Source organism: Streptacidiphilus sp. EB103A, from assembly GCF_041261405.1.
GTDB lineage: Bacteria > Actinomycetota > Actinomycetes > Streptomycetales > Streptomycetaceae > Streptacidiphilus.
Window position 1 is genome coordinate 111373 of sequence record NZ_JBGCAQ010000015.1, and the last position, 20517, is coordinate 131889.

A 20517-nucleotide genomic window follows, 5' to 3' on the forward strand; every position below is an offset into this window, starting at 1 on the left:
GTGAGTCATCCGGGCATCCCAACACCAAGGAGCGCAAGTGATGAGCAATCAGGACCTGAAAGACCACTACGAACAGACTCTGGCGAAGTGGACCGAGGCGACGACCAAGCGGCAGGAGATCATGGGTTCCGCACAGCCCCTCACTGCAGGCACGCCGGTCCCGACCATCTCGCGAGAGCTGGCTGCGGCCATGGAGGAGGAACGAACGGCCGAGGCTAGGTACAGCGCGGCCCGGGACGCCTACTACGCCAGCAAGCCGTAGTCTCCGCGGCGGAGCTCCTGGGTGGTGGTCAGGAGCTCCGCCGCGCCTACTGCAAGTGGTTGAGGAAGATCTTCGACCCGTCGTGGAACAGGATCGTGACCCCGTGGGCGATGGCCCTGGGCGTGGCCCTCTGCGAGTACGGGTCGACGGCGGCAATCTCCCCGCCGTCGGCCGCGAGCAGTGCGGCGAGGAGCGCGGCCTCGACCTGGTCGGGGCTGCCGACGGCCGCGGGGGCGGTCACCAGGGCCGCGGGCGGCGGTCCGGTCACGGGTTCGCTTCCGGGTTCGCCGTACTTGTCGCCGGGGGCGCTGACCGCGACCACCTGCCACCGCGTGGTCTTCCCGCCGGCCTCGACGGCAAGGAGGTACGGCCGCTTGCTGCGCTCGTCGTCCGGGACCGGCTCGGCGCGGGTGACGCCCGGGACGGTCAGAGCGGTGGCGGTGAGGTGCTTCAGGAACCGGTCGGGGCGCATGCGGGCACGGTAGCCGCCGGCACTGACAGCGGCCCGGACTGACGAGACGCCCAGACGGGTGCGGGGGTCCCGCTCGACCCATGCCGGGACCCCCGCGCGCAGCGTAGCCGCACGACGCGTTGGTCCGGCCGTGGGTCCCGCAGAACCGCTGCGGTGGGACGCGACGGCGTGCTGTGATGCTGGCTATGACCTGGTGGGGGAAGCTGTGGCGGCGGTGGCTGGACCTTTACAACTGGGTGGACGGGTGGTCTCCCGATGGCGCCGACTTGTCCCGGGGGAGGATGGCGCTCGGCATCGGGGGCGGGCTTTTGATCAGCGGCAGTGGTGTCGCCTTAGTGATCGGATTCACCCTCGGTGTCCAGGTTTGGACCGGATCGCTTCCTACCGCGGTTGCTGTTCTCCTGGCTTTGGTGGGGAGCTGTGGGTGCCTTCGCGTTGATCACCGCCAGGCAGGCGCAGGCGATCCGCAAGCCGAACCGCGCGCGGCGGATGGAGCGGGTCCTCAAGCAGCTGAAGGCGTCGTTCGAGGAGTCGTCGGAGCTCGCCGAACTGATTACGTCGGAGTTGGACGCCCGGTCGAGGACGCTGGAGCGGGTCCGGGCAGAGGCGGAGCAGTGGGAGAACCTGTCGAGGCTGCACCAGGCGGAGGCAGAAGCGGTCGCGCGCCTGGTGGAGGCAAAGGTGGAGCGGGGAGTGAGGCACTTGGACCGGATGGGCTGGGTGTTCGCCGCGTCGGGGTGGTTGGCGGCGGTGCTGGTCGGCGTGTACGCGGAGTTCCTGGTGATCCGCCGCTGACAGGCGTGCCCACGTCCCGGCTCTGGGGGTCGAAGCCGGTGCTGGCCCGTCGTGTCACCGCGCCGGGTGCAGCCCCCAAGCCGGGCACTCCAGGTCGTGCGGCTCCTGCCCACCGAGCCCGCGGCAGCGGGGACACTTCGGACGGTCCTCGCCCGTGGTGCCTGGTTGGAAGCCCCAGCCGTGGCAGTCGGGGCACAGGTCACGCTCGGGTGCGGGGCAGGCGCAGGTCATGACCCGTGAGCGAGACCGCGGGCTGGCGGGTCACCATGTGCTGGCAGTCCGCGGAGTCCGCGTTCAAGATCACCCGATTCCGCGTGCAGGGTCGCCGACCTGACCAGAGCCAGCCCGCCCGATTCCCGGCGAGGACCAGGAAGGGATCTCCTCCAGGAAGACCCACGGCTCAAAGCCTTCACAGGTCACCTCGACTCGAAAGCGCAGGGGAGTTGGGCGGTACTTTCGCCACCACCTCTCCGCGTCGTTCGCGTCCCACGCCGGCGGGGTAGTCTTCTCGATCGCGCAGACCAACTTCTCACCAACGGCTACCAGCTGGTTTGCGAAGCTACGTCCAAGCGGGTCCACGCCATCCGCGCCTGGCGCCAGGCGCCACGGCCCCCAGACCTGAGCGGCCACCTCCTCCCGCGTCGGCCCGCCCGGCAGGATGCGGTCATGGGAACGGTCTCGATCGTCTCGGACGGTGATAGTGACATTCAGCGGACCGTGTGGCTCCAGCTCGTTTGGCCCCTTGAACATGAAGTGCAGTAGTTCCTGGGTACTGCCTTGCCGCGGAACCCTTGAGATGTCCAGTTGAGGGCGCAGCTCGGAGTGGCGTCGGTCGCGCTCGATCGCAGCGAGCGTATCCGCGGTGAGGTTGGCCTTCTCGGCCGCCTCATTCGCACGATCGGCAGCGGCATTGGCTCGCTGTGCTGTACGCCAAGAGGCACCAGCGGCAATCGCGCTGGCGACGGCCGAGATCGTATAGATCGTGTTGGCGATCGGGAATCCCATGACCGGGAACGCTAGCTGTAGCTGGCAGTCGAGACTGTAGATACTCGACATTCGGCCGGTCGGACTGCGTAGCTTGGTCGGGGTGACCATCTACTTTCACACCACGGATCAGGCCGAGGCGATCCTCCGGGACGGCTTCCGCGACACAGAGGGCACGTACAAGCTGGTCGGCTCCACCCTGAGCGGCGTGTTCATCGCCAATGTCCCCATGGACGTGAACGAGGGCGCCAGGGGCGACCAGCTCCTCGAAATCACCGTTCCCGACATCGTCGACCTGGAGAACTACGAACTCGTCGCTCTCGTTGAGCAGAAGCGTGCCAACCCGTTGCCGTGATCGCCCGCGCGGGTGATCGTCCGCCGCTAGCGTTGGGGTCGAACGCGCGGTTCGAAGTCCAGCTGTACCAGCAGTCCGAGGACCAGGGCGATCAACACCCCAAGGGTCCGCGGATAGTGCGGACCCTGTGATCCCGGACAGGGAGCAGCACCATGGCCAGCGGCACCGTGAAGTGGTTCAACGCCGAAAAGGGTTTCGGCTTCATCGCCCAGGACGGCGGCGGCCCGGACGTCTTCGCCCACTACTCCAACATCAACGCCCAGGGGTACCGCGAGCTCCTCGAAGGCCAGAAGGTCACCTTCGACATCACGCAGGGCCAGAAGGGCCCCCAGGCGGAGAACATCACCCCGGCCTGACCCGGCCGCGCAGGCGCCCCCACCGGTCGGTGCGGGGCGTTGCTGCGTTCGGGCATAGTCGCGCCCGTAGACGTCGACGATCATGGGCTCCCGTATGATCGCCCGCACTCATCCTGATCAGGGCTCAATCCGGGGGATCGCATGTACCAGTTCCTACGCAAGCTGGCTGGGCGCATAGACGCCCGACTCGCGGCGGTCCTCGGCCTGGTGCTCCTTCTTGTGGGCGTCGTCCTCACCGTGGCCCTGAGCCACGGCAAGAGCCAGAGCGCGTACAGCAGCTTGCCGCAGTGCGCGGAACAGGAAGGGGCCGCTGTCACGCTCAACTGCATTGAGCAGATCAACCAGTGGTGCCAGGTGCACGAGCCGCAGGTCGATCTGAGCAATTGCAGTGCCGACGTGCTCACCTGGGTCGCAACGAATCATTGACCGGCGCGTCCGGCAACCGGCCATGCAGGGCATTGCTTCGTTCAGGTCCGGTTCAGGTTGGAGGCCCCGCTCGACATCGACTTGAGGTCGCAAGTTCCTGCATACTCATGGCGATCTCGGCTGCGGAGCGTGCAAGCTCAGTCACAGCACCTCCCCCGACCGAGAGAGGCACAGCCATGGCACTGCACATGCTCGGCAAGGACCCCAACAGCCCCAACAACGGCAGCCCCACCGTGTACCTCGACGACGAGACCGGCAACTACCTGCTCCAGGGGTGGAAGGTCACCGACGCTGCCCGCCTCGCCCAGCTCAACCTCCCCGACCACGAGACTGTGATCGAATTCCCCCGACGCATGATGCAGTTCTTCCCGGAGGTCAACGGTGGCGGCGGCGTTTGAGGATCTGTTCCGCTCCGCACGGCAGTCAGCCGTGCACCTCGAAATGCGCGACGGGTACGCCCGTGACGCCGACTTCGAGGAGTGGACCAGCGGGAGTCGCTTCGACCCCGCAGAGCGGTGGCAGTCATGGTTCGACCTCATGGCCCAAACGACGATCCGCGGGGTAGAGGTACGCCGCGCCCGGATCGTCTCCGAGCCGATCAGCGACTACATCCGCTTCGAGTACGACGTCACCAGCGGACACAACATCAAGTCCGGTGAGCAGGTTCGTTGGCTGCCCCGCCGACAAGCCTCGGACCTGGCGCTCCCGGGTAACGACTACTGGGTCTTCGACGGCGAGACGGTGCTCTTCAACCACTTCGCCGGCGACGGCACGATGACGGGTGAGGAACTGGTCACTGACGCCAGGACCGTCGCGCTGTGCACCGTGGCCTTCGAGTCCGTATGGCGGCGCGCTGTTCCACACGAGGACTACCGCCCCGTCTGAGAGTCGGCAAGCTGATCACGTGTCCTCTTCCAGCGTCGCCCACGCACGGGAAGCCCTCGGTCAGCGTCTGCGCGAGATCCGGAAGGACTCTGGTCTCACCGCGCGGGCGCTGGCTGAGTTGTGCGGCTGGCACGAGTCGAAGTGCTCGCGCTTCGAGCACGGCAAGGTCACCCCGTCCGACGCCGATCTACGGGCTTGGGCGCTGCGCTGCGGGGTCCCTGGACAGGCCGCGGATCTGATCGCCACTGCCCGCGGCATCGACGGCATGTATGTCGAGTGGCGCCGGATGGAGAGCTCAGGGCTCAAGCGCGCGCAGGAGTCGGTGCTGCCGCTCTGGGAGCGCACACGGCGCTTCCGAGCCTACTCGTCGTGGCTGATCCCCGGCCCCCTGCAGACCCGGCCGTACATCGAGACGCTGCTGTCCGCAATCCGCGATCGTCGTGAAGTCCCTGACGACCTGGACGCCGCTGTGCAGGTGCGCATCGACAAGCAGCAGGTCCTGCATCAGGCTGGCCGCCGCTTCGCGATCCTGTTGGAAGAGAGCGTGCTCCGGCATCGGATCGGCAGCGAGGAGGCCATGGCGGAGCAACTCGGTCATCTTCTGTCGGTGGCGTCCCTGCCGGCGGTGAGCCTGGGCATCGTGCCCTTCGCGGCGGATCGCTCCGCGCTGTGGCCGGTCGAGGACTTTTGGATCTTCGACGATGCGCAGGTGAACGTCGAGCTCGTCTCCGCGTACCTGACGATCAGCCAACCCCATGAGATCGGTATGTACGTGGACGCCTTCTCTGCGTTGTCCGGTCTGGCTGTGTTCGGCTCCGGGGCGCGCAAGTTGATTGGCGCGGCGATCCAAGCGCTCGGGTGACTTCTGCAAGTTCCTGCACATTCGTTGAGGTCACGTTCCGGCCATCCCTACCGTCCGTTATATGGCGAACACAGCCGAAGCTCTCACCCTCGCCCTGCCGGTCGACGACCTGATCCTCGTCCGGCTGCACGCCCTGGCGTGCTTCTCCTGCGGCAGCACCACCGGGCCGCTGGCCCCGGCCGGCCACGTCTACACCGGTGACGGCGACGGGGGCCGGTACGGCTGGCCGGTCGTCGCCTGCCCGGAGCACGCCGACGAGCCTGCAACGGCGGACCGGCCATGACCACCGCGCCCGCCGGCAGGGTGCTGCCGCATCCGTGGGACCTGCACATCGACCAGTGCCGCGGCCTGCGCTGCGTGTGGTGCAAGACCACGCTCACCGGCGCCCGGGTGCCGGTCGGCACCACCGAGAGCGTCCACCAGCACGGCACCCACCGGCGCGTGGTGACGTTCCGCCTCTTCTCCTGCCCGGCCTGCCCCGAGGAGCCGACGCCATGACCGACGACCCGCACCCGGACGACGCCGCGTTCCTGAACACGATCGCGTTCACCTCGACGTACGTGCGCCGGTACTGCGACCGGTGTAAAAAGCAACGCCACACCGTGATCGTCGGTGGCATCGAAGCCGGCACCGGGCCGGGCTGGGACATTCGCTTTTGCCGCCCGTGCCTCGCCGTGATCCTCGCCGACGCCCGCCGACTGGCGGGCAACGGTGACCACGTCCCGGCGCTGCCTGCCTACTACTGATCTCCCGCCCGGCTGGCCCATGCCTTTGTGCCGCAGCCGGGCGGGGCCGGACGGCCGTCCGGGAGGGTCCCGCTCCCCAGGCGGCCCGGACGGTCACCCCACGGCCCCGGCGGTGACGCGTATCCCGCCGGGGCAACCACCCTCTTTGGAGAGACCGTGAGCGACGACCTGCCCGAGCCGATCGACTGGCCGCCCGTCGCCGACCTGCTGGCCGACTGCCCGGACTGGTGCCGCGGCCGGCCGCACAACCACGGCTCGGCGTATCCCGGCGACCAGGGCCACGTCTCCGAACCGGTTGAGCTCAACGTCGTCACCGCCGAGGGCAGGAGTGAGCTGTACGCCCTGGCCGAACTCGTCTCGTACCCGCTGTCCGACACACCGGAGAAGCGGCTGATCTACGTGTCGATGCACTGGGAGGACGGCGGCAGGCCCCTGGCGCCGGCGGATCTCGTCGCGGTCGCCGACGGCCTGGTCGGATACGCCGAGCAGCTGCGGCAGCTCGCTGAGCGGCTGACCGGGCTGCGGGCCGAGCAGGAGTGACCCATGTAGGTACTGACGAGGTCGGCCGCGCTGGCGCAGGCCGGATGCTTCTCAGCGGTCAGCCAAGCTGGAGGTCCGTCCCCGTAGGTTCAAGTTCTACGCGTGCTGCGCTGAGTGCTGCGCTGCGGGCAGCGCCAAGATGGACGTGGATCCGCTCTGCGGGCGATTCCCAGACCGCATCGGTGACCAACTGAGCAAACTGGTAGATCGGCTCGCTAACGGGAACTGAGCAGATGAGCCTGACTTCAATGTTGCACAACCAGAGGTTGCTGGTCACATCCGAAGCCTGGTCGAAATCGAGCGCCTGTCCCTCGAACCGCCTCTCCGCGAGCCGCTCTACACTCCTAGCGAGCTCAAAGAACCGCATCAGGGCTGCCTTCCGCTCCATGCGAAGCCTGCCGGCGGCCTGTCGCTCCTCCTGCGCTGCTGCTGCCCTGGCACGTGAGCGCTCACCAAAGAGTGTCGCGGTGACGCCGATCACTGCGCCCAGTAGCCCACTTGAAGCAGTGATGATGCTGACCCAGAGGCTCATAGCGCTCCAGCATGCCGCCTATACGCACGGGGCACGGGGAAACTGGCCAAGTAGCCTTCATGGTGCGGGCATCCAATGCGGTGGAGGGGGGCATGGTTGCCATCGCCATGGAGGCTCGGAGTGACGCTACCGGCAAGATCACGCGACGCTGCCAGCTGTGACCGTCCTGGTCACGACCGCGCGGCACCCGGCGCCCAGACCGGTTGCCGAGTGCCACCGAACATCTGCCTTTCATCGGGGCGAAGCGGGCGGCGAGCTGTAATCTCAGGCCTCCCAGCAAGCCCTCACTGGGCGTAGGAGGCGGACGATGCGCCGACCGTCACGTCATGCCGTCACCGGATTCATCGCGGTGGGAACGTCCCTCTTCGTCCTCGCGGCCATCTTGTACGGGATCATCTACGGGCTGAAGCAGGGCCTTCGATCTGTTCCTTGGTAAGCGGGCGAAGAGGGCGCACTGTCGCTCTCAACCCCTCGGCGAGCGGGATCACCTGCTCGGGGTGAGCCTGGACCTATGGACGACACGCCGACTGACCCGCAGGGCGGGCGTCACGCGCTTGTCGTCGTGTACCCCGTCGTCAACGCCAACCCGCGGTACCGTCGCGTCGACATCCTGGGCAGGCGGGTCGGCAAGGCCCACTCGCTGCGGGACGTCGCCGAGTTCTGCCGCCGCGCCGGCCTGGAAGACATCGACGTCGAGGCCGACGACAGAGTGCAGTGGATCGGCGGCGGACCCCGCCAGTGGCAGGAATGAGTTCGCCGCGGGAGCAGTTGGGGACTGTCCGGCGGATCATGTGATCCTGTCGGGTTGCCGCTCGGCCGCGTGCTGTCTTGTGCGACACGACTGCGCGGTCACAAGCTGGCGACATGGCTGTATCCGATGAAGTGCGGGCGATGTGCGACACGTCCTTCGCCGCCGAAGAAGTGAGCCTCGCACTGCGTGTCCTGAACACGTACGAGGGGGAGGACACGGACCGGGTGCACCGGGCCGCAGTGGCGTTGAGCCAGGGCAGCTTGCACCAGCTCGCGTCCTGGATCTGTGGTGTGACACCGCCGCTGGACAACTTCTTCTGGCTCGCCGGCGGAGTGGAGCCTGGCGCCACGGACAGGCAGGCGTTCGCCGCCAAGTGGTTGAGCGGCTTCTACGACAAGAACCGGCTGGTCCGGCAAGATGAGGCAGGCCCGTCACGGCCTGAGCCGTAGTCGGAATCGAGGCCAAGGTCACGGTGCCGGTCTATGGCCGCCATCCTCGCTCACGCCTGGTTTTCGAACGCCCATCCACAGATGTCCACAGGGTGTGGACAACCGCTGTTGTCGGGCCTCACCGCGTCCCGTCGTGGTGGAGCTTCCGGGCCCGGGTGTGGAGTCGGCGGCCGAGGCGGACGCGGTGCCCGTGACCGCCGCAGGGGCGGCAGACGACGGTGCGGCGCAGCAGGACGGTGGTGCGCTTCCCGGTGGCCTGGCAGCGGCGGCAGGGGGCGAACGGGTGCGCCCAGCAACGCCAGACGTACCGGCCCGCGAAGGCCAGCAGGGCGACGGTGGTAGCAGCGATCAGCAGGGGGTCCAAGATGCCCTCCAGAGCGGTTTTCGGGTGTCGGGCCGGGGGTGGTGCTATCCGCTACACCCCAGCTCACAGCGGGTTTTTGCTGCTAGCGGAGGTGCTACCGGTAGCAGGGGCGGGTGCTACCTGTAGCACCCGCCCGGCGGCCTACTTGGCCTGGTTCCGCTCATTCACGGCGGCCACGATCGCCGCCCGCTCGATGCCGCGACGGGTCGTCCGGGCGCCCTCGTCGGTGGTGCCGGCGACGTCCTTCACCGGCACCCCGAACGGCTTCAAGGCGACGGTGACGTTCTCCGTGGTCCATCCGCCGTAGGCGTCCGGACGCAGCTGGCCGAGGCGGGTGGCGACGCGCTCGTTCCACACCTTCTCCTCCTCCGCGGCGACCACGGCGAGGATGTCGGCGAGCAGGTCGAACGACGGCCCGAGGTCGGCCGGCTCGTGCCCGAGCGCGTACCCGGACAGCCGGTTGTCGGCCTTCCGCACCTTGTGCGCCCGCTCCACCACCCGCACCGCGTCCGGGGCGTTGACGTAGTGGCCGCGGGTGATGCGCGGGTCGTCGCCCTCGCCGGCGATGTAGCAGATCCCGACGTCGGAGCGGGTGAACATCGTCGCCCGCACCCCGGCCTTGTAGCTGCTGGTGCCGAGCACCATGTCGTTCTCGATCTGCCCCATGACCTTCAGGCACAGCCGCAGTACAGCGTTCGCCGAGATGCCGGTGGGCAGCGACTTGGAGTCGGGCCGTTGGGTGGCGAGGATCAGCACGATTCCCAAGGCGGGGCCGCGCTTGACCAGGTCGGTGCAGATGGATTCCAGTTCCGCCCCGTAGGTCTCGTGCTCGAACCAGACCTGGCACTCGTCGACGCCGACGACGATCGGGTGCAGCCCGAGCGCGCGCTTGTTGGCCAGGTCGGGGGTGACCTTGGAGTCTGGGCAGATGTCCTTGGGCAGTCCCCGGATCACCTTCGCCCGGCGGCGCAGCTCTTGCTTGAGCTCGCGCATGTCGGCGAGGGCGTACTCGATGTCCTCGTCCTCCTCGCCGGCCCGGTAGGCATGCGCCACGGGCTCCACCGCGGACAGGTCACCGGTGCCCTTGAGGTCGAACGCGTGCAGCTCGGCGCGCGGATCGAGGGCGGCCATGAGCAGGACCAGGCGCAGCGACACCGTCTTGCCCATGCGCGGGATCGCGCCGATCAGCATGGAGGCGAACATCAGGGTGATGTCGACCGGTCGGCCGCGCTGGTCGGTGCCGAAGCGCGTCGGACGGAACAGGTCCACGGTGCCGGACTTCAGCAGCGGCCACAGCGGCTGCTTGGACTTGGCCATGTCCTCATCGCCGATCCACAGGATCAGCCGGCCGGGGTGCTCCTCGCCCGCGCCCTCGGGCCACACGCACCCCAGCGGGCGGCGCAGGGCGGAGGCGAGCTGGGCCCGCTTCTCGGCGACGTCCCCGGCGGTCGCCCCGGGAGGGAGGTCGCCCTCGGCGCGCCAGCCGGGCCCGTCGCGCGTGATCGGGGCCGTGAACACCAGCGCCGGCTTCCCCTTGGCGACGGCCTTGTTGATGAGGCTGATACCGAGGTTCTCCAGCGCGGATAGCACCAGGTCAGACGTGAGCTTCTGCGCCTTGGGGACGATGACGGCAGCGCCGATCAACGGCCGGTCGGCCGGCGCACCGACGTAGCCCATAGTGAGGACCACCAGGGCACCGAAGGTGAGCAGCCAGCCCGAACTGACGATGTACAGCGTCAGCGCCATGGCCAGCCCCAGCACGGAGGCGACGACCAGGACGGCGGCGCGCAGCCGCACGCGGTCATTGCGCTGCCGCGACAGGGCGAGGTACCGATCGGCGTCCTCCTTGCGGACCGCGGCGCCGCGCACGGGCCGGCCCTCGGCGTCGGACACCCAGCGCCAGGTACCGGCCACCAGGCGCAGGCCGCCGGCCGGGGCGGTGGCGGTGGCCTTGAGGCCGTACCAGGGCACCCTGACGCCGTGATAGGTCGCGGTGTGGCCGTAGTGGATCGCCGTCCACTTGGCCATGGACGTGAATTCGTCCTTGGAGCGGAGCCAGGTGGGCAGGATCGGCCGCCGGGCCTCGGTGCCGCGAGTGTCGGCCGGCGGGCGCGGGTCAGGCTGGTCGACCGGCTGCTCGGGTTCCTCGGCTTCGAGGTCGTAGACCTCTTCGTCGTCGGTCTCGGAGACCTTGACCAGCTTCACGGCCTGGTCGACGCCGTTGACCCGGGTGACGCCGCGGGTTCCGTCGGTGATCGACATCAGCGGTTCCTGACGTTGGTAGTGGGGTGTGCGGCGCGCCACCAGAGGGCGGCCAGGAGCAGCACGAGTAGCGCGGCCGGGGTGGTGGCGATCCACGGCACGACCGCCGCGGTGACCGGGACCAGGACGGCGCGCAGGTTGTAGGCCAGGACGAGCAGCAGACCGAGGATGACGAGGGTCGACGGGCGAAGGTTCGACATGGCGGTGCCCTTCTTGAGGGTGGTGCACGGCGGGTTGATCAGGGATTCTGTGCGCATGCTTCTGCCACTTGCGCATGAGAAGACCGAGCTGATCGAGGTCGTTCGCATCACCGAACCGGGGAAACAATGGGATGCGGAGGACCTGCTCGGCGAGGATGTCGGGATCTGGGAGGCAGCCGACGTCCATGAGGTGCTGGCGCTGATTGCCGAACTGCCGAGCGGGGAGTCGTATCGCTGCTTCGTCCCGGGCTGGGGAATCCGCGCGCACAGCTCCGCCGGTCTGCTCTTCCAGATCGCGTTCTGCTTCCGGTGCCACAACGCTCGCTTGTGGGGTCCGGCGGTTCCCACCGGTCAGGCGGGGATCTACAGCTTTGACGCGGACAGCCTCGGAAGCGTGGATCTGCTCCAACGCTTCCGGAGCTGCACCCCAGTCGTTCGGCGAGCTTGGGCTACTGCTGCTGATCGCGTTCGGCGAAGCCGCGATTGATGCGCGCGAGCTCCTCGCCGAGCCGCTCGAACGCCCCGGGCGGTGCGGTCGCGGTGGCGGTGAAGTCGACGCTGGTGTCCTCGGGGTGCGGCTCGATGGTCGGGCGGGTCTTGTCGGTCATGGCCGGGGTTCCTATCGGCTGAGGAGGGCAGCGGCTTTGGCGAGCTCGGTGTGCCGCTCGCAGCGCTCCATGAGTTCGGTGCGGCGGTAGGCATTGCAGGACATCTCGGCGTCGGCGAGGAGGACGGCGGCGCGCTGGTAGTGGCGGATGCCGTCGGCGCGGACGAGGTCGAGGGCGTTGGTGAGGTCGGTCTCGGTGGTGGGCATGGGTGTGGTCCTCTCGGTCGGGCGGGTGGCAGAGCTCAGGCCGCGATGGTGCGGTAGAAGATCCGCACCACGGACTTGGTGTTGACGTCCGGTCCGAGGCCGGATTGGACAGCGGCGAGGACCGTGTCGCGATCCCGGACGCCGAGGTTCACCAGGTCCCGGACGAAGTCGGTGATCGAGGCGTCTGACCTGCTGTCACTCTTGTCATCGGCCTGTCCCGACACCTCGTCGACGAGGTCCGCGGTGACGGTGATCCCGGCCATCGCGAGCTGGTTGACGACGTCCTCGGTGCTGGCGTTGGGCATGGTGTCCAGGGCTGCGATGACAGCCGCACGGGCCTGCCCGGCACTGTCCTCGGCGGTCGTGATGACCGGCACGGCGGTGCCCTCGTAGCCCTCCTGGGCGCGGGCGAGCTGACGGTTCACGGTGAGCATCGCCATGCGGGCGCCGGCCTCCGCCGAGTACTGGTTGACCCACTGCTGGGTGCGGTCGTCCAGCGGCTTGGACTGGTGGTGCAGGACGACGATCCAGATCACCTTGGCGATGCCGGACACGACGGCGCCGACCAGGCCGGTGACCCAGGAGCCGGACATGGCGCCGCGGGCGAACACGGCGAGCATGGCGATGACCAGGGCGACGTGCCCGATGGCGCGCGGCATGCGGGCCTTGGCGGTGTTGTACCGGTCGAGCCACTCGGCGGCGAGGCAGGTGATCCACGCCAGGTCGAAGATGGAGGCGGCAGCGTAGGCGATGGCGCCGGGGACGGTCAGCGACAGCAGGCCGCCGATGCTGGCCGTCGACCAGGCTACGGAGACGACGATGCCCAGGACGGCGACGGCGGACAGGCCGAGGAACACGACGCGGTCCCAGTCGACGGGGACCACGGGCACCTGCACGGTCTCGTGGATGTCGACGTACCGGGTGTCCGCGCCGACGGTGTGCGGCACGGTGCGAGTGATCTTCTTGGTGCGGTACTTCATCGGGACTCCAGGGAGTTGGAGCCCGGCGGCGCGAACGGTGACCCCGGCAGGTGAGTAGCGATGTCAGCCTTAACATCACGACTCATCTGCTGGCCTTCCGTCCGCAGCCGCTCGGGCAGGGGGAAGACGAGGGGTCAGAGTTCGGCGAGGACGTCCACGGCGACCAGGCCGGGCTGGCTGTGGCTGGGGCGCGGCCCGGAAGCGGAGACGGTGGTGAAGATGCTCTGCAGGCGGGCCAGGACGATCTGGGTGCGCTGCTCGGTGTCGACGATGCGCAGCCGGGTGACGGGGCGCTCGCCGGCGCGGCCGTCCCGTGCCCGCGCGAACGGCGGCAGGTCGGCGGCCGCCTTGAATACGCGGATAGCCGCCTCCGGGACGGAGCCGCTGTACACGCGCCCGCCCTTGAGGGAGGCCAGCAAGCGGGCTGCGTGGTGTTCACAACCGGTCGTGCCGGCGTTGTGGCCGTCGAGGACAGTCACGGCGTCGAGGGGGCCGCTGCACGGCGTGGTGTCGTCGGGGTGGGCTGCGCGGCAGCAGTCGGCGCCGTCGGGGGTGTCCTCGGCGATGACCCGGATGGTGTCGGTGAGGACCGACTCGACGCTGCGGCCGTCGCTGAGGATGGTGCCGCGCTCACCCGAGGGCCACGGGGTGCGGTCGATGCGGACCCGGACGCTGCGGTTCGGCTTGCCGACGATCGCGACCTCGGCCTCGATCAGCATGCCGGGCTTCAGGGTGTTGAGGTCGAGGCTCATCGGCCGGCCCCCGCGTAGCTGTAGGAGCGGCGGGCTGCAGCGTCGTCGCCGGTCGGGTCGCTGCTGTGGCAGTCGACGCACACCATGTCGCCGTTGCCGTCCTCGGACAGGCCCGAGACGTCCCACGCCCGCTCGCAGCGCACGCACTCGCCGGTCACCGGGACCTGCGTGACCTTCAGCGACGGCGCCGAGTTCTTCATCGGCACCGGCCCGAGGCCGTTGGCCTTGAAGATGGCCCGGATCGCGTCCAGGTCCGCTGTCTGACGGGCCGACGGAACCCGCTCGACGAGCCAGCCGCCGTAGGTCCCGGCGGGCAGCCGGTCCAGGATCTTGCGGGCGGCACGCTTGCCCCGGTCGGCGCGGCGGACCTGGTCGGCGGCCCGGTCGAATTCGCGGGCGGCGGCCTCGATCAGCTTGACCGCGGGCAGCTCGTCGGGGGTGAACTCGTCGGCCGGCTCGGGCTGCGTAACCGGCTGGGCAACGGAGGTGCGGAACTCGGCGACCACAGCGGTGACGCGGGTCTTGGCGCGACCGAGAAGGGCGCGGGCCGAGGTGTAGCGGGTACGCGAGGGCGTGAGAAGATCCAACACAGCTGGGCTCCTGGTTTCGTCAGGTGTTCCGGTCAGGCCCTCGCTCGGTGCTCGTAACACCGGCGGGGGCCGTTTATTTCTGCTGCTCTAGGTGGCTAGCCACCACTTTACGCACAGGGATGGACCGGTGGCAATACACCGTGCGAAGATTCCCCCATGCCTTCAGTCCACAAGAACCCGGCCAAGACCTTCCGGCCCGATCCCGAGCTGTACGAGCGGGCCAAGAGCGCCGTCGCCGAGGTCGGGTCCGACATGAACGGGCACCTGGTCGCGTTCCTGCGCTGGCTCACCCATGAGACGGACGAGTTGCCGGAGCGTCCGGCGAACCAGTCCCGCTGAAGATCGCGGGGGAGAGGCTGGCGTATCACGGATTTCTCACAGACTGCCTGCGTGAGGCTGGTCGGTGAGCCGCTGACCTGGGCCTGAGACCGTCCCTCTGGACTGTGTGGGCGTCACGGATGCTGTGCCGTTCACTACGGATCAAGAGGTTGCAGGTTCGAATCCTGCTGAGCGCACCCAGATCAAGGCCCCGGAGACACAGTCTCCGGGGCCTTTGACATCTGCGGCCGACATCACACCCATCGTCAGCGCCGTGCCCCCGGGGCGCCGGTGAAGGTGTTCGACGCGAGCGGGAAGCTGCTGGCTGCAGGGAAGCTCAGCACGGGTCAGCGGACGTCCAGCAACGGCTCGCGGTCCCCCGATGAGTGCGACTTCGCATTCAACGTTCCCAACGTGCCATTGGGGCAGGCCACTTACGGTCTCCTGTTCCCGGACCAGGAGCAGGTCATGGTTCCCGCGCGGACGGCCGAATCGGGGATGACCACGATCGGCTACAACCCGTCCCTGCGAAAGAACGTGCTTGAGGGCCCCTGACGACATTGCCGCGGAGGGCTGCGGGTCAGGCGGTCTGTCCGGGGATGTGGGCGACGGACCAGCCCAACACGCGCTACAGGGCGTGTGCGGGTTGGTCGGTGTAGGTGTGGCCGGTGGGGGCGGTCCAGGTGACGTGGCCGGTGCGGTTGTTGTAGCCGATGTGCCAGCCGGCGCGGTGCTTGGTGAGGTGGTGGCGGCGGCAGAGGGGGATGAGGTTGTCGGGGGTGGTCGGGCCTCCGGTGTGGGGGTTTGCGTGGTTGAAGGGGGTGACGTGGTCGAGGTCGCAGCGGCGGGAGGGGCGGGTGCAGCCGGGGAAGCGGCAGTGCGGGTCGCGGGTGGTGACGTGGCGGGTGACTTCTGCGGTGGGGCGGTAGGTGGTGGGGTCGGTCTTGAGGATCTGTCCGCTGGTGGGGTGGGTCAGCAGGCGGTGCCAGACGCTGCCGGGGCGCGAGGCCAGGGCGCGGGCCTGGCCTGCGGTGATGGGGCCGTGGCCGTGCAGGTCGGCGGGGTGTTCGGCGGTGCCGATCAGGGTGTCGTACGGGACGGTGACGATGACCGTGGGGGCGGGGGCGGTTGTCCCGGTTCCGGAGACAAGTTCCACCAGGGCGTCCGCGCAGCGCTGGGGCAGGGTGCGGCCGTCGGAGGCGAGGGTGCGGGCGTGGGCGGTGACGGCGGCGTCCACCAGGGCGGCGTCACCGGCGGTCAGGAGCGCGCCGTACCAGGCCATGCCGTCGGGGTGGGCCTGCAGGGTGGTGCGGCGGTCCTGGGCGGCGCGGGTGTGGCGCTGTTCGGCCCCGGCGGGGTCGGCTTTGAGGACGGCGCGGGTGATGGCTTTGCGGGCCGCCCCGACGGTCTGGGTCGGCAGCTTGGCCAGCACCAGGCCCTCCACCCGCGCGGCGGCCTCGTCGGCGAGGGCGGCGGTGTGCTCCAGCAGGGCCTTCAGGTGCATGATCTGCACCCGGCCCGCGGCCAGCAGCCCTACGGCGGCCGGGAACCGCGCGGTCAGCTGCTGGGCCTCGACCAGGCGGGCGCGGGCCGTGTCCGGAGCGACCCGCAGCGCACAGGCCACCTGCTCCTGGGTCTCCAGGAAATCCCCCAATGCATCGGGGTGCCCGGGGATACAGGCCAGCGGCTGCTCCTTGAGCCCGGCCAGCATCCCGATCTGGACGGCCTCCAGCCAGCAGCGGGCCCGCTGGACGGCGACCAGCGCATCGATGCGCCCGGCGGCCGACAGCTGCGCGCCCTGCAGGTCGGCGATCCCGGCCACACTCACCGCCCCCGGCACCGCCCGCGCCAGCTCGGCTGCCAACACATCAGCCGCCTCGAACCGGTCCAACCCGACCACCCCCTCCAGGTGCTCCGTGTACTCTTGATTCTATCGTGAGCTACCGTCAAAAATGGCCTCTGAGCTGCATAAACGGTTGCATTCCGAACTCCCGCACGCCCCCCGAACCTGTCTCCAAAACCAGGACAAGCCTTTCCGGTGGACCGCATCACCATCCGGTATGACGGGACGGCCGGCTGAGCATGATCCACAGCGTGACCACACCACGCAGGCCGGAGCGGCTCTCCCCAGATGCCGTAACCACGCATGGCGTCTGGTACGCCGCGTACGGCTCGAACATGCACCTTGATCGACTGAACTTCTATCTCGCCGGCGGGCGGCCTCCCGGAGGTAGGCGTACGTACCCCGGATGTCGCGACAGGCGTCCGCCGCGGCGGATGATCCCCGTCCTGCTGCCCGGTGGGCTCTACTTCGCTCTGGAGTCCACGGCCTGGACCGGCGGTATGGCGTTCTACGATCAGCTCGACCAAGGGGAAATGCCCGCGCGTGCCTACCTGCTGACGGCCTCCCAGTTCGCTGATATCGCCGCCCAGGAGATGTACCAGGAGCCCGGCGAGGACCTCGATCTGAGCGCTGTTCTCGCCAACGGACGGGCGAGCCTGGGTGAGGGGCGGTATCAGACGCTGGTCTGTCCGGGGGCTCTGGACGGCTTGCCGGTGCTCACGTTCACGGCTCCATGGCGCTGTGCGGAGGCGCCGTGGAACCGGCCGTCGGCGGCGTATCTGCGCAACCTGGCCTCGGGGCTCCGGGAATCCCATGGCTGGACGCGCGAGCGGATCGCCGACTATCTCTCCGGCCGACCGGGTGCCAAGGGCGTGTGGGATGCGGCCGACATCGCCGCCCTGGTGCCCGTAGGGGGAATTAAACGGTGGCGTGTACAGTTACTTGCTGGTGGCAAGCAATAATGTGGCGATCAGCATGATCAGGGAGGGCCCGCCATGGAACCGACAACAGCGGCGGCGGAGCCGGCGGCGACGCGGAGTACCGCCACCGCGGCGGAGGCCGCGCTCTTGCTCGGTGACGAGCTCAGCCGGTTCTCGCGGCTGATCCATGCCTGGAAGCTCCGGGCCCGGGAGGAGAACGGCGGCGGGGACCGCCTGCTGCTCGCGCGTCTGGTGAACTACGGCCCGCGCCGGGCCACCGACCTCGCGGCCGAGACACTGCTGGACCTTTCCACGGTCAGTCGGCAGGTCCGTTCGCTGGTCGACCGGGGCCTGGTCGAACGCACCCCCGATCCCGAGGACCGCCGCGGCACGCTGCTGTCGGCGTCCGAGGCGGGCGTACTCGCCTTCCAGCAATTCCGGGACCAGCGCAACCAGCGGCTGGCCCGGCTGCTCGAGGGCTGGACGGCCGAGGACCGCTACGAGCTGGTCCGGCTGTTCGGACGTCTCAACGACGACTTCGCAGAGAACCACCACGAAATCTTCGGCGGAACGCTCGGGGTCACCGCCCCGACGGCGACCGCCGTGGCAGGGCAAGGAGAGCGCAAGTGAGCAGCAGCAGTAACAGCAGCAGCGGGGGGACTGCGGCGATCGCGTCACCGGCGCCGATACCCGCGCCGGGCGGGCTGAGTCATCGCCAGATCATGACCATCCTCAGCGGTCTGATGATCGGCATGTTTCTGGCCGCCCTCGACCAGACCATTGTCAGCACCGCGATCCGGACCATCGCCGACGACCTGCACGGCCTCAGCCAGCAGGCCTGGACCACCACGGCGTACCTGATCACCTCGACCATCGCCACGCCGCTCTACGGCAAGCTCTCCGACATGCACGGCCGCAAGCCGTACTTCCTGGCCGCGATCAGCATCTTCGTGACCGGTTCGATCGCCTGTACCTTCGCCACCTCGATGATCGAGCTGGCCGCGTTCCGAGCCTTCCAGGGCCTGGGCGCCGGCGGTCTGATGTCCCTGGCGCTGGCCATCATCGGCGACATCGTGCCGCCGCGTGAACGCGCCCGCTACCAGGGCTACATCCTCGCTGTGTTCGCCACCTCCAGCGTGCTCGGTCCGCTGGTCGGCGGTTTCCTGGCCGGTCAGAGCACCATCCTCGGCATCGCCGGCTGGCGCTGGGTGTTCCTGGTGAACGTGCCGATCGGCATGGTCGCGCTGGTCGTGGTCGCCAAGGTGCTCAACGTCCCGCACACCCGCCGCAGCCACCGGATCGACTGGTGGGGCGCGGTCACCATCGCCCTCGGCGTCGTTCCGCTGCTGCTCGTCGCCGAGCAGGGGCAGAGCTGGGGCTGGCTCTCCGGCCGCTCGGTGGCCTGCTACGTCATCGGCGTGGCCGGCGTCGTCGCCTGGATCCTGGTCGAGCGCCGGATGGGCGACGCGGCGCTGATCCCGATGCGGCTGTTCGGCAACAAGGTGTTCAGCCAGACCAGCGTGCTCTCGGTGCTGGTCGGCATGGGGATGTTCGGCGGGATGCTGATGATCCCCCAGTACCTGCAGATCGTGAAGGGCGCGTCGCCGACCAAGTCGGGGCTGCTGATGCTGCCGCTGATGCTGGGCATGATGTCCGCCTCGATCGCCACCGGCCAGCTCACCTCGCGCACCGGCCGCTACAAGATCTTCCCGGTGATCGGCACCGCGCTGCTGGTCGTCGCCATGCTGCTGTTCCACTTCGAGGTGCAGTGGAACACTCCGCTGCTGGAGACCATGGTCTTCATGCTGCTCTTCGGCATCGGCCTGGGCCTCACCATGCAGACGCTGACCCTGTCGGTGCAGAACGCCGTCCCGGCGAAGGACATGGGTGTGGCCACCGCCTCGTCCACCTTCTTCCGTCAGCTCGGTGCCACGGCCGGTACCGCGATCTTCCTGTCGGTGCTGTTCAGCACCGTCGGCGGCAAGATCAACAATGCCTTCACGGCCGCGGCGAAGACCCCGCAGTTCCAGCAGGCGCTGAACAACCCCGCCATCGCGGGCAAGGCTGGCAACCAGCCGGTGGTTCAGATGATTCAGCACCCTGGCTCCAGCAGCGGCAGCGCTTCGGTGCTGAGCGACTCCTCGTTCATCCAGAAGCTCGACGCGGTGTTCGCGGCCCCGTTCAAGCAGGGGTTCGCCGACTCGATGCACCTGGTGTTCCTGCTCGGCGCGGGTGTGATGGCGCTGGCGTTCGTGCTGGTGCTGTTCATCAAGGAGGTGCCGCTGCGCAGCGTCTCCGGGATCCAGGCCCAGGCCCAGGCCCAGGCGCAGGCCGCGGCCGCGGCTGTGGAGAAGGCCGCCGCCACGAGGGAAGCTGACGCTTCGTAGCACCGTCGGACGCATGCATCGGCCCCACCGTGAGGTGGGGCCGTTCGCATGTTCGGGGTCAAACCTGGGAGGGTGTGCCCGCGCCAGTTCCTCTGTCTCAGCCCCGAGTCCCGAGTCACCAGTCACTCAGCCCCCAGTCACCCAGTCCCCTTGTCCCAGTCGCTGGCGCCGGACAGTACGGAGAAGAACACCATGAAGGGTTTCCGCAGTTTCCTGCTGCGCGGGAACGTCGTCGACCTCGCGGTCGGCATCGTGATCGGCGCGGCCTTCACGGCCGTGGTGAACGGGTTCGTCACCGCGTTCCTGACGCCGATCGTCGGCCTGGTCACTCACTCGACAGGCGACTTCACCAAGAAGAACTTCAGCGTCAGCGGGGTCACCTTCCCGTACGGCGCCCTGGTCTCCGCCCTGATCAGCTTCGTGCTGATATCGATCGTCGTCTACTACTTCGTCGTCATGCCGATCAACCGGCTGCACGAGCGCTTCTTCCCGGCCAAGGAGCCCGACGCCCACACCAAGGACTGCCCGGAGTGCCTGAGCACGGTCCCGGCCGCCGCGACCCGCTGCTCCTTCTGCACCATCCCGCTCACTGTGGCGGTCGAGATGCCGAAGCAGCAGCAGTACCCGGAGCAGTACCCGAAGCAGTACTGAGGTTTGCTCGGCGGTCTGCTC

Annotated in this window: 33 protein-coding genes; 21 read left to right on the top strand and 12 right to left on the bottom strand. The window is 68.7% G+C overall.

Annotation, left to right across the window (positions count from 1 at the left end):
- Positions 1–40: 40 nt before the first annotated feature.
- A complete protein-coding gene (locus ABH941_RS24640; protein ID WP_370131648.1) occupies positions 41–262 on the top strand; it encodes a hypothetical protein in 222 nt (73 codons plus the stop codon).
- Positions 263–308: 46 nt separating this feature from the next.
- Here the strand turns inward: ABH941_RS24640 and ABH941_RS24645 are convergent, their stop codons facing one another.
- Positions 309–734, bottom strand: coding sequence for a hypothetical protein (locus ABH941_RS24645; RefSeq protein ID WP_370131649.1), 426 nt, complete (start codon positions 732–734; stop codon positions 309–311).
- A gap of 420 nt (positions 735–1154) precedes the next feature.
- Here ABH941_RS24645 and ABH941_RS24650 point away from each other — a divergent pair, with 420 nt between their 5' ends.
- The gene (locus tag ABH941_RS24650) at positions 1155–1529 is read left to right on the top strand and encodes a hypothetical protein (RefSeq protein WP_370131650.1); all 375 of its coding nucleotides are present in this window, start codon (positions 1155–1157) and stop codon (positions 1527–1529) included.
- A 300-nt stretch (positions 1530–1829) separates the two neighbouring features.
- Here ABH941_RS24650 and ABH941_RS24655 read toward each other — a convergent pair whose 3' ends face one another.
- Positions 1830–2534, bottom strand: a complete 705-nt coding sequence (locus ABH941_RS24655) for a hypothetical protein (RefSeq protein WP_370131651.1) — start codon at positions 2532–2534, stop codon at positions 1830–1832.
- Positions 2535–2616: 82 nt separating this feature from the next.
- Between ABH941_RS24655 and ABH941_RS24660 the strand changes: the two genes are divergently transcribed.
- The 10 genes from ABH941_RS24660 to ABH941_RS24705 all read left to right on the top strand — a co-directional run bounded on the left by ABH941_RS24660 (position 2617) and on the right by ABH941_RS24705 (position 6683).
- Entirely contained in the window at positions 2617–2868 is a 252-nt protein-coding gene (locus tag ABH941_RS24660) for a hypothetical protein (protein ID WP_370131652.1), read from the top strand.
- A gap of 152 nt (positions 2869–3020) precedes the next feature.
- On the top strand, positions 3021–3224 hold the full coding sequence (locus ABH941_RS24665) for a cold-shock protein (protein WP_370131653.1): 204 nt from the start codon (positions 3021–3023) through the stop codon (positions 3222–3224).
- Between the two features lie 141 nt (positions 3225–3365).
- Positions 3366–3650 carry a hypothetical protein gene (locus ABH941_RS24670; protein WP_370131654.1) on the top strand — a complete coding sequence of 95 codons (285 nt, stop codon included), beginning with the start codon at positions 3366–3368 and terminating at the stop codon, positions 3648–3650.
- A gap of 176 nt (positions 3651–3826) precedes the next feature.
- Positions 3827–4048 carry a hypothetical protein gene (locus tag ABH941_RS24675; protein ID WP_133998751.1) on the top strand — a complete coding sequence of 74 codons (222 nt, stop codon included), beginning with the start codon at positions 3827–3829 and terminating at the stop codon, positions 4046–4048.
- Positions 4032–4535, top strand: coding sequence for a DUF6879 family protein (locus ABH941_RS24680; RefSeq protein ID WP_370131655.1), 504 nt, complete (start codon positions 4032–4034; stop codon positions 4533–4535). Before ABH941_RS24675 ends, ABH941_RS24680 begins: the two co-directional genes overlap by 17 nt.
- 19 nt (positions 4536–4554) lie before the next feature.
- A complete protein-coding gene (locus tag ABH941_RS24685) occupies positions 4555–5397 on the top strand; it encodes a helix-turn-helix domain-containing protein (protein WP_370131656.1) in 843 nt (280 codons plus the stop codon).
- A gap of 61 nt (positions 5398–5458) precedes the next feature.
- A complete protein-coding gene (locus tag ABH941_RS24690; protein ID WP_370131657.1) occupies positions 5459–5680 on the top strand; it encodes a hypothetical protein in 222 nt (73 codons plus the stop codon).
- Entirely contained in the window at positions 5677–5895 is a 219-nt protein-coding gene (locus ABH941_RS24695) for a hypothetical protein (RefSeq protein WP_370131658.1), read from the top strand. The genes ABH941_RS24690 and ABH941_RS24695 overlap by 4 nt, the downstream gene beginning before the upstream one ends.
- Complete coding sequence (locus tag ABH941_RS24700) at positions 5892–6143, top strand: hypothetical protein (protein WP_370131659.1); 252 nt, start codon at positions 5892–5894, stop codon at positions 6141–6143. The genes ABH941_RS24695 and ABH941_RS24700 overlap by 4 nt, the downstream gene beginning before the upstream one ends.
- A 156-nt stretch (positions 6144–6299) precedes the next feature.
- Complete coding sequence (locus tag ABH941_RS24705) at positions 6300–6683, top strand: hypothetical protein (protein WP_370131660.1); 384 nt, start codon at positions 6300–6302, stop codon at positions 6681–6683.
- 58 nt (positions 6684–6741) lie between these two features.
- Here ABH941_RS24705 and ABH941_RS24710 read toward each other — a convergent pair whose 3' ends face one another.
- Positions 6742–7215 (bottom strand): hypothetical protein, encoded by a 474-nt coding sequence (locus tag ABH941_RS24710; protein ID WP_370131661.1) that lies wholly within the window; start codon positions 7213–7215, stop codon positions 6742–6744.
- Between the two features lie 511 nt (positions 7216–7726).
- On the opposite strand from ABH941_RS24710, the gene ABH941_RS24715 reads away from it, so the two are divergent.
- Both ABH941_RS24715 and ABH941_RS24720 read left to right on the top strand, forming a co-directional pair.
- On the top strand, positions 7727–7966 hold the full coding sequence (locus tag ABH941_RS24715) for a hypothetical protein (RefSeq protein ID WP_370131662.1): 240 nt from the start codon (positions 7727–7729) through the stop codon (positions 7964–7966).
- 113 nt (positions 7967–8079) lie between these two features.
- A complete protein-coding gene (locus ABH941_RS24720) occupies positions 8080–8415 on the top strand; it encodes a hypothetical protein (RefSeq protein ID WP_370131663.1) in 336 nt (111 codons plus the stop codon).
- A 118-nt stretch (positions 8416–8533) separates the two neighbouring features.
- Here ABH941_RS24720 and ABH941_RS24725 read toward each other — a convergent pair whose 3' ends face one another.
- The 3 genes from ABH941_RS24725 to ABH941_RS24735 form a co-directional block, all read right to left on the bottom strand.
- On the bottom strand, positions 8534–8779 hold the full coding sequence (locus ABH941_RS24725; RefSeq protein WP_370131664.1) for a hypothetical protein: 246 nt from the start codon (positions 8777–8779) through the stop codon (positions 8534–8536).
- 141 nt (positions 8780–8920) lie between these two features.
- A complete protein-coding gene (locus ABH941_RS24730; protein ID WP_370131665.1) occupies positions 8921–11041 on the bottom strand; it encodes a cell division protein FtsK in 2121 nt (706 codons plus the stop codon).
- Positions 11041–11298 carry a hypothetical protein gene (locus ABH941_RS24735; RefSeq protein ID WP_370131666.1) on the bottom strand — a complete coding sequence of 86 codons (258 nt, stop codon included), beginning with the start codon at positions 11296–11298 and terminating at the stop codon, positions 11041–11043. The genes ABH941_RS24730 and ABH941_RS24735 overlap by 1 nt, the downstream gene beginning before the upstream one ends.
- Between ABH941_RS24735 and ABH941_RS24740 the strand changes: the two genes are divergently transcribed.
- Positions 11297–11728: a hypothetical protein gene (locus ABH941_RS24740; protein WP_370131667.1), complete on the top strand. Its 432-nt coding sequence runs from the start codon at positions 11297–11299 to the stop codon at positions 11726–11728. The genes ABH941_RS24735 and ABH941_RS24740 overlap by 2 nt on opposite strands.
- Here ABH941_RS24740 and ABH941_RS24745 read toward each other — a convergent pair.
- The 5 genes from ABH941_RS24745 to ABH941_RS24765 form a co-directional block, all read right to left on the bottom strand.
- On the bottom strand, positions 11691–11849 hold the full coding sequence (locus tag ABH941_RS24745; RefSeq protein WP_370131668.1) for a hypothetical protein: 159 nt from the start codon (positions 11847–11849) through the stop codon (positions 11691–11693). The two genes, ABH941_RS24740 and ABH941_RS24745, sit on opposite strands and share 38 nt — an antisense overlap.
- Before the next feature lie 11 nt (positions 11850–11860).
- Positions 11861–12055 (bottom strand): hypothetical protein, encoded by a 195-nt coding sequence (locus tag ABH941_RS24750; protein ID WP_370131669.1) that lies wholly within the window; start codon positions 12053–12055, stop codon positions 11861–11863.
- A gap of 35 nt (positions 12056–12090) precedes the next feature.
- On the bottom strand, positions 12091–13035 hold the full coding sequence (locus tag ABH941_RS24755; RefSeq protein WP_370131670.1) for a protein transporter Sec31: 945 nt from the start codon (positions 13033–13035) through the stop codon (positions 12091–12093).
- Between the two features lie 134 nt (positions 13036–13169).
- On the bottom strand, positions 13170–13787 hold the full coding sequence (locus ABH941_RS24760) for a hypothetical protein (RefSeq protein WP_370131671.1): 618 nt from the start codon (positions 13785–13787) through the stop codon (positions 13170–13172).
- Positions 13784–14377 carry a hypothetical protein gene (locus ABH941_RS24765; RefSeq protein WP_370131672.1) on the bottom strand — a complete coding sequence of 198 codons (594 nt, stop codon included), beginning with the start codon at positions 14375–14377 and terminating at the stop codon, positions 13784–13786. The genes ABH941_RS24760 and ABH941_RS24765 overlap by 4 nt, the downstream gene beginning before the upstream one ends.
- 156 nt (positions 14378–14533) lie before the next feature.
- On the opposite strand from ABH941_RS24765, the gene ABH941_RS24770 reads away from it, so the two are divergent.
- Positions 14534–14716 carry a hypothetical protein gene (locus ABH941_RS24770; protein ID WP_370131673.1) on the top strand — a complete coding sequence of 61 codons (183 nt, stop codon included), beginning with the start codon at positions 14534–14536 and terminating at the stop codon, positions 14714–14716.
- 270 nt (positions 14717–14986) lie between these two features.
- Positions 14987–15250, top strand: a complete 264-nt coding sequence (locus ABH941_RS24775; protein WP_370131674.1) for a hypothetical protein — start codon at positions 14987–14989, stop codon at positions 15248–15250.
- Between the two features lie 73 nt (positions 15251–15323).
- Here ABH941_RS24775 and ABH941_RS24780 read toward each other — a convergent pair whose 3' ends face one another.
- Positions 15324–16586, bottom strand: coding sequence for a DUF222 domain-containing protein (locus ABH941_RS24780; protein WP_370131675.1), 1263 nt, complete (start codon positions 16584–16586; stop codon positions 15324–15326).
- 386 nt (positions 16587–16972) lie between these two features.
- Here ABH941_RS24780 and ABH941_RS24785 point away from each other — a divergent pair, with 386 nt between their 5' ends.
- The 4 genes from ABH941_RS24785 (at position 16973) to mscL (ending at position 20496) form a co-directional block, all read left to right on the top strand.
- Positions 16973–17500, top strand: a complete 528-nt coding sequence (locus ABH941_RS24785; protein ID WP_370131676.1) for a histone deacetylase — start codon at positions 16973–16975, stop codon at positions 17498–17500.
- Between the two features lie 33 nt (positions 17501–17533).
- On the top strand, positions 17534–18088 hold the full coding sequence (locus tag ABH941_RS24790) for a MarR family winged helix-turn-helix transcriptional regulator (protein ID WP_370131677.1): 555 nt from the start codon (positions 17534–17536) through the stop codon (positions 18086–18088).
- Positions 18089–18180: 92 nt separating this feature from the next.
- The gene (locus ABH941_RS24795; protein ID WP_370131804.1) at positions 18181–19845 is read left to right on the top strand and encodes an MDR family MFS transporter; all 1665 of its coding nucleotides are present in this window, start codon (positions 18181–18183) and stop codon (positions 19843–19845) included.
- A 192-nt stretch (positions 19846–20037) separates the two neighbouring features.
- Positions 20038–20496: a large conductance mechanosensitive channel protein MscL gene (gene mscL / locus ABH941_RS24800; protein WP_370131678.1), complete on the top strand. Its 459-nt coding sequence runs from the start codon at positions 20038–20040 to the stop codon at positions 20494–20496.
- Positions 20497–20517 lie beyond the last annotated feature (21 nt).

Coding starts and splice junctions, on each gene's coding strand:
- ABH941_RS24655 (WP_370131651.1), bottom strand. CDS start 2,534: ATGGGATTCCCGATCGCCAACACGATCTATACGATCTCGGCCGTCGCC.
- ABH941_RS24670 (WP_370131654.1), top strand. CDS start 3,366: ATGTACCAGTTCCTACGCAAGCTGGCTGGGCGCATAGACGCCCGACTC.
- ABH941_RS24720 (WP_370131663.1), top strand. CDS start 8,080: ATGGCTGTATCCGATGAAGTGCGGGCGATGTGCGACACGTCCTTCGCC.
- ABH941_RS24745 (WP_370131668.1), bottom strand. CDS start 11,849: ATGACCGACAAGACCCGCCCGACCATCGAGCCGCACCCCGAGGACACC.
- ABH941_RS24665 (WP_370131653.1), top strand. CDS start 3,021: ATGGCCAGCGGCACCGTGAAGTGGTTCAACGCCGAAAAGGGTTTCGGC.
- ABH941_RS24750 (WP_370131669.1), bottom strand. CDS start 12,055: ATGCCCACCACCGAGACCGACCTCACCAACGCCCTCGACCTCGTCCGC.
- ABH941_RS24640 (WP_370131648.1), top strand. CDS start 41: ATGAGCAATCAGGACCTGAAAGACCACTACGAACAGACTCTGGCGAAG.
- ABH941_RS24675 (WP_133998751.1), top strand. CDS start 3,827: ATGGCACTGCACATGCTCGGCAAGGACCCCAACAGCCCCAACAACGGC.
- ABH941_RS24760 (WP_370131671.1), bottom strand. CDS start 13,787: ATGAGCCTCGACCTCAACACCCTGAAGCCCGGCATGCTGATCGAGGCC.
- ABH941_RS24795 (WP_370131804.1), top strand. CDS start 18,181: ATGACCATCCTCAGCGGTCTGATGATCGGCATGTTTCTGGCCGCCCTC.
- ABH941_RS24770 (WP_370131673.1), top strand. CDS start 14,534: ATGCCTTCAGTCCACAAGAACCCGGCCAAGACCTTCCGGCCCGATCCC.
- ABH941_RS24740 (WP_370131667.1), top strand. CDS start 11,297: ATGCTTCTGCCACTTGCGCATGAGAAGACCGAGCTGATCGAGGTCGTT.
- ABH941_RS24695 (WP_370131658.1), top strand. CDS start 5,677: ATGACCACCGCGCCCGCCGGCAGGGTGCTGCCGCATCCGTGGGACCTG.
- ABH941_RS24730 (WP_370131665.1), bottom strand. CDS start 11,041: ATGTCGATCACCGACGGAACCCGCGGCGTCACCCGGGTCAACGGCGTC.
- ABH941_RS24710 (WP_370131661.1), bottom strand. CDS start 7,215: ATGAGCCTCTGGGTCAGCATCATCACTGCTTCAAGTGGGCTACTGGGC.
- ABH941_RS24755 (WP_370131670.1), bottom strand. CDS start 13,035: ATGAAGTACCGCACCAAGAAGATCACTCGCACCGTGCCGCACACCGTC.
- ABH941_RS24645 (WP_370131649.1), bottom strand. CDS start 734: ATGCGCCCCGACCGGTTCCTGAAGCACCTCACCGCCACCGCTCTGACC.
- ABH941_RS24700 (WP_370131659.1), top strand. CDS start 5,892: ATGACCGACGACCCGCACCCGGACGACGCCGCGTTCCTGAACACGATC.
- ABH941_RS24790 (WP_370131677.1), top strand. CDS start 17,534: ATGGAACCGACAACAGCGGCGGCGGAGCCGGCGGCGACGCGGAGTACC.
- ABH941_RS24715 (WP_370131662.1), top strand. CDS start 7,727: ATGGACGACACGCCGACTGACCCGCAGGGCGGGCGTCACGCGCTTGTC.
- mscL (WP_370131678.1), top strand. CDS start 20,038: ATGAAGGGTTTCCGCAGTTTCCTGCTGCGCGGGAACGTCGTCGACCTC.
- ABH941_RS24690 (WP_370131657.1), top strand. CDS start 5,459: ATGGCGAACACAGCCGAAGCTCTCACCCTCGCCCTGCCGGTCGACGAC.
- ABH941_RS24785 (WP_370131676.1), top strand. CDS start 16,973: ATGATCCCCGTCCTGCTGCCCGGTGGGCTCTACTTCGCTCTGGAGTCC.
- ABH941_RS24735 (WP_370131666.1), bottom strand. CDS start 11,298: ATGCGCACAGAATCCCTGATCAACCCGCCGTGCACCACCCTCAAGAAG.